10 protein-coding genes are annotated in these 10,698 nt (G+C 66.8%); 9 read left to right on the top strand and 1 reads right to left on the bottom strand.

What is annotated here, in order from left to right:
* The first annotated feature begins 129 nt into the window (after nt 1–129).
* The 5 genes from ACR9ZH_RS08965 to gspD all read left to right on the top strand — a co-directional run bounded on the left by ACR9ZH_RS08965 (nt 130) and on the right by gspD (nt 5,916).
* Complete coding sequence (locus ACR9ZH_RS08965) at nt 130–1,440, top strand: substrate-binding domain-containing protein (protein WP_481290415.1); 1,311 nt, start codon at nt 130–132, stop codon at nt 1,438–1,440.
* Between the two features lie 108 nt (nt 1,441–1,548).
* Nucleotides 1,549–1,986 carry a hypothetical protein gene (locus ACR9ZH_RS08960; protein ID WP_481290414.1) on the top strand — a complete coding sequence of 146 codons (438 nt, stop codon included), beginning with the start codon at nt 1,549–1,551 and terminating at the stop codon, nt 1,984–1,986.
* Nucleotides 1,983–2,630, top strand: coding sequence for a type II secretion system protein GspJ (locus tag ACR9ZH_RS08955; RefSeq protein WP_481290413.1), 648 nt, complete (start codon nt 1,983–1,985; stop codon nt 2,628–2,630). Before ACR9ZH_RS08960 ends, ACR9ZH_RS08955 begins: the two co-directional genes overlap by 4 nt.
* A complete protein-coding gene (locus tag ACR9ZH_RS08950; protein ID WP_481290412.1) occupies nt 2,627–3,568 on the top strand; it encodes a type II secretion system minor pseudopilin in 942 nt (313 codons plus the stop codon). The genes ACR9ZH_RS08955 and ACR9ZH_RS08950 overlap by 4 nt, the downstream gene beginning before the upstream one ends.
* A gap of 65 nt (nt 3,569–3,633) precedes the next feature.
* Complete coding sequence (gene gspD, locus ACR9ZH_RS08945; RefSeq protein WP_481290411.1) at nt 3,634–5,916, top strand: type II secretion system secretin GspD; 2,283 nt, start codon at nt 3,634–3,636, stop codon at nt 5,914–5,916.
* Between the two features lie 3 nt (nt 5,917–5,919).
* On the opposite strand, the gene ACR9ZH_RS08940 is transcribed toward gspD, so the two are convergent.
* The gene (locus ACR9ZH_RS08940) at nt 5,920–6,546 is read right to left on the bottom strand and encodes a hypothetical protein (RefSeq protein ID WP_481290410.1); all 627 of its coding nucleotides are present in this window, start codon (nt 6,544–6,546) and stop codon (nt 5,920–5,922) included.
* Nucleotides 6,547–6,635: 89 nt separating this feature from the next.
* On the opposite strand from ACR9ZH_RS08940, the gene ACR9ZH_RS08935 reads away from it, so the two are divergent.
* Genes ACR9ZH_RS08935 through sodC form a run of 4 tightly spaced genes read left to right on the top strand, consistent with a single transcriptional unit; the run spans nt 6,636 to nt 10,679 of the window.
* Nucleotides 6,636–8,189 (top strand): protein adenylyltransferase SelO, encoded by a 1,554-nt coding sequence (locus ACR9ZH_RS08935; RefSeq protein WP_481290409.1) that lies wholly within the window; start codon nt 6,636–6,638, stop codon nt 8,187–8,189.
* Entirely contained in the window at nt 8,162–9,409 is a 1,248-nt protein-coding gene (locus ACR9ZH_RS08930) for a class I SAM-dependent methyltransferase (protein ID WP_481290408.1), read from the top strand. Before ACR9ZH_RS08935 ends, ACR9ZH_RS08930 begins: the two co-directional genes overlap by 28 nt.
* Nucleotides 9,406–10,155: a pseudouridine synthase gene (locus tag ACR9ZH_RS08925; protein ID WP_481290407.1), complete on the top strand. Its 750-nt coding sequence runs from the start codon at nt 9,406–9,408 to the stop codon at nt 10,153–10,155. Before ACR9ZH_RS08930 ends, ACR9ZH_RS08925 begins: the two co-directional genes overlap by 4 nt.
* Nucleotides 10,152–10,679, top strand: a complete 528-nt coding sequence (gene sodC / locus ACR9ZH_RS08920) for a superoxide dismutase [Cu-Zn] SodC (protein ID WP_481290406.1) — start codon at nt 10,152–10,154, stop codon at nt 10,677–10,679. Before ACR9ZH_RS08925 ends, sodC begins: the two co-directional genes overlap by 4 nt.
* Nucleotides 10,680–10,698: the final 19 nt, after the last annotated feature.

Here is a 10,698-nt window from a genome sequence, read left to right as displayed (position 1 = left end):
TAATCGCGGACACCGGAGTGGCATGATGGGGTAACGACAATGGGCGACCCTTGCAAGGCCTCCACTCGGGGGGCTTCTATGCAAAGGGGTAACACCATGCGTTGCGACATTTCGATGGGAAACACCAGCATGAAGTTCATTGCGGGCGCAGTCCTTCTGTGCCTCGCTTCTGCCGCCAGCGCGACCGCGCTCGTCGGTGGCGGCGCCACCCTGCCGGCCATCGGTTACACGGGTAGCGCTTCCGGTTCGCCGATCACGCCGTCGGCTGGCTCGCTGCTCGCCGTCTACAACACCGCCAGCAGCAACACGAGCACCTACTGCCCGACGGGCAGCGGCGCCGGCAAGAAGATCCTCGCCGGCAACGACCCGACGAACTTCCAGGTGAATCTGGCGTGCGGCACCACCCCGCCGGCCCCGCTGGGCTTCGGTGGCAGCGGTCTGACCCAGGCCGATTTCGCGGGTTCGGACGCGCCGCTGTCGGTGTCGGAGTTCAGCAACTATGTGACCGGTCATGGCGCCGGCACCCAGCCGGTGCAGCTGCCGTCGATCTCCGGCGCGATCGCCATCGTTTTCCGTAAGGACGCGCAGGGTAGCGCTCCCGCGGTCACCTCGGCGACGCTGACCGAAGGCCAGATCTGCGGCATCTTCTCCGGCAAGATCACGGATTGGAGCACTCTCTCGGCTGCCGGTGCGGTTCCGGCGGGCGTCAGCGGCCCGATCAAGGTCGTCTTCCGCAGCGATGGCAGCGGCACGTCGTTCTCGTTCCTGAACCACCTGTCGGCCGTCTGCCCGTCGAACACCACGGCTGGCGTGCCTGCCGCCGTCGACTTCAAGACGAACCAGAGCTTCGCCACCGGTGCGGCTGCGTACACCTTCGTGAATTCGATCCCCGCCAACGGCAATGCGGGCGTCACCGCCGCCGTCAACGCCAACGACGGCACGATCGGCTACGCCGAAGCCGCCAATGGCGTCACCGCTCCGGCTCGCTTCGCGTCGGTGCGCAACGCGCACAGCAACCTCGTCGTCAATCCGTCCACCGGCTTCGGCACGGCGGCCGTGCCGGTGAACCTCACCTATGACGTTGCCATCTCGGACAGCACCACGGTGGCCGGCCAGAACGGCGCGACCCTCAGCGGCCGTCCGATCCTGACCCCGCTGTCGACCACGAGCCAGTGCATCGCCGTGGTGAACCCGAACGACTACGCCGACCCGTCGACGGGTTACCCGATCCTCGCGGTGACCTACCTGCTCGCCAACGCGCAGGGTAACGGTTCGCGCGCTTCGGCCGTCGAAGGCCTGCTCTACGCGCCGTACAACAAGACGACGCGCTCGTCGGTGACCAAGATCGGTCGCATCACCACGGGCTATGCCTGGCTGAGCAACGCCACGCTGGACGATGCCACCGGCATCCAGGCGAAGATCGGCGGCTGCGTCAACTAAGTAACGCGTTCCGTCCAGGACGGATGGAAAGGGAGCGGGCATGAGCCCGCTCCCTTTTTCTGGGGTAGCCGACTCCAGATTGCAACAATGAGCTGAAAGCCTCGCATCATGGCCCCACCAAGGAACATTCGAAGGCACTCAGCGGCAGGCTTCAGCCTGCTCGAGACCATCGCGGCGATCCTCCTTCTGGCGCTGGCATTCGGCGCCGTGATGCATGTGGCAGGTGCTGCCACGGAGCTGACGAGGCACGCGCGGGAACTGAACCGCATCGCGATGCTGGCCGATTCGACGATGGACGCCATGGGCCGGCGCGAACCGCTCCGCGAGGGAACGCAGACAGGCGCATACGACACGCGTCATCAATGGCGGACCGTCATCTCGCCACAGGATCCGTTCCCAGTACAGGCACCGGACCTGCACGTCTATCGCATCGATCTCGACATCACCTGGCGCGACGGAAGTGCAGCGCGCAGTGCGCACTTCGTGACGTTACGGGTACAGGACGAGCCCAAACCCATATCGACGACGTCGGTAGCCGGTCCATGAGCGTCATGCGCGGCTTCAGCCTGATGGAGGTACTGGCCGCTCTGGCGTTACTGGCGATTCTGCTGCTCGGCGTCTATTCGGGAGTGCGCTCCACCACATTAAGCGTCGGCCACGGCTCATCGGTCATCGCGCGTATGGATGAGGTGCGTGCCGGGCGCGAATTCCTGCGCCGCGAGCTGTCGTCGGCGACGGCGTTGCCGTGGAAGATGCTCGACGAAAGCAAGCCCGTCGTTTTCGAAGGCGACGGCTCGCATATCCGCTTTGTCGCCGCGTTACCAGGGTATCTTGGAAAACTGGGTCCCCAGGTCATCGAAGTAAAGTTGGGCGATGAAGGGGAGGACGGCCGGGCACTCGAGGCCCACCTTTCGCCGTTGCCCGGCAGCCAGGCGACGATGGTCGCCGGTGTACAGGATGTCCTCCTGACCCACGTGAACTCGATACGTGTGCGCTATGCGCAGCGCGGTTCGCCGGCATGGCTGGACCAGTGGCCCGATCCGATGGTGCTTCCGGGTTCCATTGAGATCACGGTGGTGCCGGAAGAGGGCGGCGATGCATGGCCGCCGCTGATCGTGGCGCCACGCCAGGATCCCGATGCGGTAAACGTACGCGGTGCTGCCCGCCGCTTGCCGGACTTCGTGCGATGAAGCGGGCGCAACGAGGCATCGCGTTGCTGGTCGTCCTCTGGGCATGCACCTTGCTCGCCATCCTCGTGGGTGGATTCGCCGGCATCGCGCGCGTCGAAGCGCTGCAGACGCGCTTCACGCTCGGCCAGCAGCGTGCGCGCTATGCCGCCGAGGCGGGGATCATGAAGGCCATCGTCGTGGTCCAGGCCCGCCGCCGGCAAGCCTTGTTGGCCGAGATAGGAGGCATGCCGCCGGCAGAGGGCAAGCTGCCGGGCGACCGCAGATCCCTGGCGTTCGACTTCGATCGCGTGCATGTAGCCGTGGACATGCTCGACGAAACAGGCAAGGTCGATATCAACAGTGCCGACCCGGGCACGCTGAAGGCGCTGTTCGTCGCGGCAGGCTGTGCTGTCGACCGGGCAGATGAGCTGACCCGCCACGTGCTGGAATGGCGTGGCCCCGCGCTTAGCGCTGTGGCGGACGACGGAGCGTCGCCGGTCGCAATACTTGCGGCCAGCGTCAAAAGCCCTTCTGCCAGGTACGCGCCGTTCGTCGCCATCGAGGAACTTCAGGGTTTGCCCGGCATGGATGCCGACCTGTACAGCAGGCTCGAGCCCGCGATCACGATCTGGTCCGGACAGGCGGCTCCACAGCCTGACTTCGCGCCCGTGCTCGCCATGGCTGCCATACGCGGTCTCGACCTGTCCAAGGCCCGCGAAATCATTCGTATCCGCGACAGCGTTCCTCCCGGCACGCCGCTCACGAACCTGCCGGGCGGGATCGTGCTTGGCAGCGCGTTGCCGGGCAATACGATGACATTCCGCGCGAGCGCGGACGACGGACATGGAGGCCATGCCACGGTGGAGGCGACGGTGCAGTTCCCGTTCGCTGGGCCGGAGCGTGTCCCAAACGAGACGCTCTACACCGTGCTGCGCTGGCGGGATAGCCCCGCAAGCTAACGTCACGGCGCCGCAACACGCACCCGCCACTCTCGCAGGTCTTCGTAGACCATGACGGTTGTTGCATGACACGCATTCTTACGATCGGCATCGCCGCCATGGTGGTCGCGCTTGCCGGCTGCACGACGCTGCCGCAGCCTCGCGACGACGGATCGCTGCAGCGCGAGGCCCTGGCCGGGACGGAGGAGCCGGTGCCCAAGCCGCTGGCGATCGGGGATACCAATCCGCCGGTGCCGCCGGTGGCGGCGCCGGACATCACCACGGGCACGGGCGAGTTCGTCAAGCCCGTGGGCCTGGCCAAGCCCAAGCCGGTGGCGGCGGGGGCGGGCACGGTGACCTTCAATTTCGAGAACCAGCCGGTCGAATCGGTGGTCAAGGCGATCCTGGGCGATCTGCTGCACGAGAACTACTCGATCGTGCCGGGCGTGCAGGGCAACGTGTCCTTCTCCACCTCGCAGCCGGTGACCAGCGAGCAGGCGCTGCCGATTCTGGAGACGCTGCTGTCGTGGACGGGCAATGCGCTGGTCCAGACCAACGGGCGTTACGTGGTGATGCCGGCCAAGGACGCGGTGGCGGGCAACCTGGTGCCGAGCATCGGCGCCGCGGCGCCCCCGGGCGGGCTGCAGGCGCGCCTGTTCCCATTGCGCTTCATCTCGGCCACCGAGATGCAGAAGCTGATCAAGCCGTTCGCGCGGCCGGACGCGACCTTGCTGGCCGATCCGACGCGCAACGTGCTGGTGATGGCGGGCACGCCGAGCGAACTCGATAACTACGAGCGCACGGTGAAGACCTTCGACGTGGACTGGCTGCGCGGCATGTCGGTCGGCGTCTTCAGCCTGCAGCGTGCCGAAGTGAAGGACCTCACACCGAAACTCGACTCGCTGTTCGGGGAGAAAGGCAATACACCGATGGCCGGCATGCTCCGGTTCATTCCCATCGAGCGGACCAACTCGCTCGTCGTGATCAGTCCCAATGCCGACTATCTCGGCGAGGTGCGCAACTGGATCGAAAAGATCGACCATGGCGGCGGCAACGAGCCCGAGCTTTACGTGTATGACGTGCGCAATGTGCAGGCTTCGGATCTGGCCCAGTATCTCTCGGACATCTACGGCGGTGGCTCCGGCGGCGGCCGTTCGGGCGACAACGGGGGCCGTGTGGGCCCCGGCCTGAGCTCCGGCACGCTGGGTGGCGGCGACAGCGACCTCGGCAACCGTAACGGCTCCGGCCTCGGCAGCACCACGGGAGCCTTCGGAAACAGTGCATCGTCCACGTCTTCGTCTTCGCTCGGCACATCCTCCGGCCTTTCCACTTCCACGGGATTCAACGGCACGAATGGCACGGGCACGTCGGGCGGCCTCGTCGGTGGAGGCTTCGGCGACAGCACCAGTGAGGACAATGGCAGCGGCAACAACCGCCACGCTGCCGTCACCACCGAAAGCGGCGTGCGCATCACGTCGGTCGATGGGAACAACCAGCTGATGGTGCGCTGCCGGCCGTCGCAGTGGCTGGAGATCGAACAGGCGATAAAGCGCCTCGACGCGGTGCCGCTGCAGGTGCAGATCGAGACGCGCATCCTCGAGGTGGCGCTGACCGGACAATTCCAGTTCGGCGTGCAGTGGTACCTGGAAGGACTGGTCGGCGGCACGGACGGTTCCGTCGGCCAGCCAGGCAACAAGCAGCAATGGGCGCTGGGTGACGGCGGCAACAGCCTCAAGTCAGGCGACACGTTCTTCTATTCTTTCGTCAACAACAATCTTTCCGTCGCGTTGCACGCCATGGAAACCAGCGGCAACACGAAGACCTTGTCGGCCCCCTCGCTGGTGGTTCTGAATAACCAGAAGGCCCACATCCAGGTCGGTGACCAGATTCCCATCCAGCAGACCTTCGTGAATATCAACGCGAATACGGACAACATGATCGGCCAGGTGGAATACAAGGACACCGGCGTGATCCTGAACGTGCGTCCGCGCGTGAATCCGGGCGGTCTGGTCTACCTCAACATCGATCAGGTCGTGAGCGCGCCGGGACAGAAAGACACGACCACGGGCAACTTCCCGATCCAGCAGCGCGAAGTCGCCACCCAGGTGGCGGTGCAGAGCGGGCAGACCGTGCTGCTGGGGGGCTTGATCCAGCAGCAGGAGGGAGTGACCGATACAGGCATTCCGGGGCTCAACCGGCTCCCGGTCGTGGGCCGGATTTTTGGCTCGACGCTGCGCAGCCGCAATCGCACCGAACTGATCGTGCTGATCACGCCGCGCGTCATCCGCAGCGGCGAGGAAGCCAAGGACGTTACAAACGAGTATGAGCGCAAGTTCGAGTCGCTCCGCCCGATCGCAGGTGCGCGCTAGTGGTTATTCCGCGGGATAGGCACCGACCGGCATCGGCCATGTGCGGCGCAGGTCGGGCATGCCCGGGACGGTGGTGGGTTGTGGGAAGGGCAATGGCATGCGCAGGCCGGGAAGGCCGCCCGTGGCGTCGCCGACGATCGCGATGACGCAGCCGCCGCTCTCCTGCGAGGTGCCGAACGAAAGCCGTCCCCAGGGCATCTGCATCACCAGGTAGCGGTTGGGCAGCATCGAAGGCGCGGCGGGAAGAGCGGTTTCGGAAGACGGGGCATGGAAGGCTTCGTCGAGTCCGGACCGCTGGAAGCAAGGGCGTTGCTCGAGCTGGATGGAGGTGAAGCGAACCATGGGTACGTCGCCACCCTCGTTCATGCCGCGCGCCTCGAAGGCCGTCACCCGGAAGCCGTCGCGGGTGATGAAAGGCATGCTGCGCACGATCTGCGGCGGGGCGTCGGCTGTCGGGTGCAGACCGCCGGGCAGCTTGTCCGACAAGGCGTCCATGGCGTTGGGCAGCGTCCCCATGGTCGTATTGATGATCTCCACCAGTGTCTTGTCGCTGCGCGGCACGGCCATCGACTCGGCTCCGGCGGGGAGGGCCGGAATCGCGAGCAGGGCGAGGGTGGGGAGGAGGCGCATGGGTTCCGGGACGGGAAGGGCGGGGCGCTAGTGTGCACGAGTTGAGGGCCAACCTTGCATGTGCCGGCCGCCGCCCGGATATCGGGAGCATGACCGACCTTCGTTTCGACAACGCCTTCGTCCGTGAACTCCCGGCCGATCCCGAGGCCTCGAACGTGCCACGGCAGGTAGCGGGCGCGGCATTCTCCTGGGTGGATCCGACGCCGGTGCCGGCGCCCCGGACCGTCGCGGTGTCCGCCGAAGTAGCCGAGATGCTGGGCATCGACCCGAGCGCGCCGGACTTCGCCGAGGTCTTCTCCGGCAACGCGCGCTGGCCGGGCATGAGCGGTTATGCCATGGCCTATGGAGGCCACCAGTTCGGTCACTGGGCGGGCCAGCTCGGCGACGGCCGGGCCATCGGGCTGGGCGAGGTCCTCACGGCCCGCCATGGCCGGCAGGAAATCCAGCTGAAAGGCGCCGGCCGAACGCCTTACTCCCGTGGCGCCGACGGCCGGGCCGTGCTGCGCTCGTCGATCCGCGAGTTCCTGTGCAGCGAGGCCATGCACCATCTCGGCGTGCCAACGACGCGTGCGCTCTCGCTCGTCGCCACGGGCGAGAGCGTCGTGCGCGACGTCATGTACGACGGCCACCCGGCGCCCGAGCCCGGGGCCATCGTCTGCCGCGTGGCCCCTTCTTTCCTGCGCTTCGGTTCCTACGAGCTTCCGTCGTCGCGCGGAGACATCGACCTGCTGCGCCGGCTCGTGGACTTCACCATCGCCACGCACTTCCCCCAGCTCGGCGGGCTTTCGACAGAAGAGGGCTACGCGGCCTTTTTCGCCGAGGTGTGCGAACGCACGGCCGTGCTCATGGCCCAATGGATGCGGGTCGGCTTCGTGCATGGCGTGATGAATACCGACAACATGTCGATCCTCGGGCTCACCATCGACTATGGCCCCTATGGTTGGATCGACGACTTCGATCCGGACTGGACGCCGAATACCACCGACCGTGCGCACCGCCGCTATCGCTTCGGCCAGCAGCCGCAGGTGGGCTACTGGAACTTGCAGAGGCTGGCGCAGGCACTGTCGCCCCTGTTCGATGGTGTGGCGCCGCTGCAGGCGGGGCTGGATCGCTACGTGGAGACCTTCGAGGCGACGGATGCGGCGTTCTCCGCGGCAAAGCTGGGTCTGGCCCGGACGCGGCCCGGCGACGAGGACCTCGTCGCCGATCTGCGCGGCCTGCTGCTGGCCGGCGGCATGGACATGACGATCTTCTTCCGCGATCTCGCCATGCTGGATCTCGCAGCACCGCAGATCGGCAGTGTGGGTGCCGCGTTCTACGCGGAAGCCGGGCGTGTTGCCGTCGGGGAGTCGTTGCAGGCCTGGTTGCAGCGTTACGTCGAGCGGATACGCGCCGACGAGTCTCCCGAAGAGGAGCGGCTCGCCCTGATGCACGCGAGCAATCCGCGCTACGTGCTGCGCAACTACCTTGCCCAGCAGGCGATCGACCGGGCGGAGCAGGGCGACGAGGCGGGCATTCATGAACTGCTCGATACGTTGCGACAGCCGTACGACGAACAGCCGGGCAGGGACCATCTGGCCGGCCGCCGCCCGGACTGGGCGCGAGAACGCGTGGGATGTTCGATGCTTTCCTGCAGCAGCTGACGATCCATGTCATTCCTGCGAAGGCAGGAATCCAGCGCCTCATCGCCGCAGCCCGTGCAGTCGAGACGCTGGATCCTGCCTTCGCAGGAATGACGGGTGTGAGGGTTGCGGGACCAGTCGGCTACAATTTCCGGCCCCTGTTTCCCGAGGTCCTCGCATTGTCCGCCGGTTCCGCTTCCGACGCCGCCCTCGATACGTTGTTCGTGCCCTTTGCCACGGGCGACCTGACGCTGCCCGTGGACGGTAGCCTGCTCATCCTGCGCGCGCGCGACGGCTTCGCCCTGCGCGAACAGCGCCGCCCGGGCTGGACTCTGCAGCAATCGTTCAAGCCTGCGGCGGATGCCCTCGCGCGCTCCGGCTTTGCCGTAACGCCGGAGGTTCCGGAAGGAGGGCGCTTTCGCGTGGTGATGCTGCTCCCGACGCGCCAGCGCGAAGAGTCGCGTGCCTTGTTCGCGCAGGCGATGAGCCTTGTCGACGAGGCCGGCGTCGTGATCGCGAGCGTTCCCAACGCGGAAGGCGCGAAGACGGCCGAGGCCGACCTCGCGCAGCTCGCCGGTGGCGTCGCCTGTCTCTCGAAGCATAAATGCCGCGTCTTCTGGACGCGGCCGGGCGCCACGCCGGATGCTTCCTTGCTCGCGGCATGGCTTGCCCTGGACGAACCGTTGCCTACGGCTGACGGACGCTTCACGACCCGGCGCGGCCTGTTCGCCTGGGACCGCGTCGATACCGCATCGGCCCTGCTCGCGAGCGTCTTGCCGCCCACCCTGTCAGGCCGCGTGGCCGACCTCGGCGCGGGCTTCGGCTACTTCGCCTGCGAGGCCATCGCGCGGTGTGCCGGGGTGACGGGCGTGGACCTTTACGAGGCGGAAGCCCGCGCATTGGAGCCCGCGCGGCGGAACCTCGCCGAAGCGATGAGCCATGCCGGCCGTGAGATCGGCACGTCCGTGCGCTGGCACGACGTCACCCATGGCATCGACACCGGCTACGACGCCATCGTGTCGAATCCGCCGTTCCACCAGGGCCGCGCCGACGACCCCTCGCTGGGCCGCGCGTTCATCTTGGCCGCGGCAAAGGGGCTGGCCCCCCATGGCAGTTTCTGGATGGTCGCCAACCGTCATCTCGCATATGAAGCCACGCTCGACGCATGTTTCGCCAGCGTGCGAACCGTCGTCGAGCGCGACGGTTTCAAAGTGATCGAAGCCAGGGAGCCCCGCCGATGAAACTCGTACGCCTGCTGGCCAACCTCGGCTATGGCAGCCGCAAGCAGGTCGCGGCGATGTTCCGCGAAGGCCTGGTCACGGATGCATCCGGTGAAGTGCTGTATGCCGACGACAAGGTCGAGCACGCCGACGTACGTTTCGACGGGGAGCCGCTTGATCCCCCGCAGGGCATGCTGCTCATGCTCAACAAGCCCACGGGATACACCTGTTCGCGCAAGGACGTCGGTCGCCTCGTCTACGACCTGCTGCCGCCGCGGTTCTCGCTGCGCAATCCCGTCCTGTCCACCGTGGGCCGGCTCGATCGCGATACATCGGGCCTGCTGCTCTTTACCGACGATGGGCAGTTGTTGCACCGGATCATTTCGCCGAAGGCCTCGGTGGCGAAGGTGTACGAAGCCACGCTGGCTTCCGACCTGCGCGGCGACGAGGCCGCCGTCTTTGCCGCCGGCACGCTGATGCTGGAAGGGGAAACCGATCCGCTGGAGCCGGCCGCGCTGGAGGTGCTGGGTCCGCGCCATGCGCGCCTCACCCTTACCGAGGGCCGCTACCACCAGGTGCGCCGCATGTTCGCGGCCGTAGGCAACCACGTGGAGACGCTGGAGCGCGTGGCCCTGGGCGGCCTCACGCTCGATGGCCTGCCTTCCGGCGAATGGCGCCTGTTGTCGATCGAGGACACGGCGCGCGTCTTCCTCCCGGCCCCCGGAGTAATATCGGGCTTTACCCTGGAACCAAGGAGTGCACCATGAATCGTATTGCCGTCGCCATGGCTGGACTGTTCGTTTGCGCTGCCGCACAGGCCGCCGAGAAGAGCGTGACCGTCCCGATGACGCTCGTCACGGCGAGCGGCGAAGGCGCCCCGGTCGGTAAGATCGTGGTGACCGAGAGTGCCCAAGGCCTCGTCTTCACGCCTGACCTCAAGGGCCTGCCGCCGGGCGAGCACGGCTTCCACCTGCACGAGAAGCCGAGCTGCGCGCCGGGCGAGAAGGACGGCAAGAAGGGCGCCGCGCTCGCTGCCGGCGGCCATTACGATCCGGCGCACACCGGCATGCATAAAGGCCCCGATGCCGCGGGCCACGAAGGCGACCTGCCGAAGCTCACCGTGGGCGCCGACGGCACCGATACCACGGCGGTCACCGCGCCGCGGCTGAAGAAGCTGGCCACCCTCGAGGGCCACGCCCTGATGATCCATGCCGGCGGCGACAACTATTCCGACCAGCCCGAGGCTCTGGGTGGCGGCGGAGCGCGCATCGCCTGCGGCGTGGTCAAGTAAGGAACCTATGTCGCAAAGC

This window comes from Luteibacter sp. SVR4-7G, from assembly GCF_056755555.1.
Note: the sequence above shows the minus strand (reverse complement) of the source record. Positions and strands in the feature narration are given on the sequence as shown.

Bases quoted from the DNA above. Each gene is read 5' to 3' on its own strand.
- ACR9ZH_RS08965 (WP_481290415.1), top strand. From the start codon at position 130: ATGAAGTTCATTGCGGGCGCAGTCCTTCTGTGCCTCGCTTCTGCCGCC.
- ACR9ZH_RS08960 (WP_481290414.1), top strand. From the start codon at position 1,549: ATGGCCCCACCAAGGAACATTCGAAGGCACTCAGCGGCAGGCTTCAGC.
- ACR9ZH_RS08955 (WP_481290413.1), top strand. From the start codon at position 1,983: ATGAGCGTCATGCGCGGCTTCAGCCTGATGGAGGTACTGGCCGCTCTG.
- ACR9ZH_RS08950 (WP_481290412.1), top strand. From the start codon at position 2,627: ATGAAGCGGGCGCAACGAGGCATCGCGTTGCTGGTCGTCCTCTGGGCA.
- gspD (WP_481290411.1), top strand. From the start codon at position 3,634: ATGACACGCATTCTTACGATCGGCATCGCCGCCATGGTGGTCGCGCTT.
- ACR9ZH_RS08940 (WP_481290410.1), bottom strand. From the start codon at position 6,546: ATGCGCCTCCTCCCCACCCTCGCCCTGCTCGCGATTCCGGCCCTCCCC.
- ACR9ZH_RS08935 (WP_481290409.1), top strand. From the start codon at position 6,636: ATGACCGACCTTCGTTTCGACAACGCCTTCGTCCGTGAACTCCCGGCC.
- ACR9ZH_RS08930 (WP_481290408.1), top strand. From the start codon at position 8,162: ATGTTCGATGCTTTCCTGCAGCAGCTGACGATCCATGTCATTCCTGCG.
- ACR9ZH_RS08925 (WP_481290407.1), top strand. From the start codon at position 9,406: ATGAAACTCGTACGCCTGCTGGCCAACCTCGGCTATGGCAGCCGCAAG.
- sodC (WP_481290406.1), top strand. From the start codon at position 10,152: ATGAATCGTATTGCCGTCGCCATGGCTGGACTGTTCGTTTGCGCTGCC.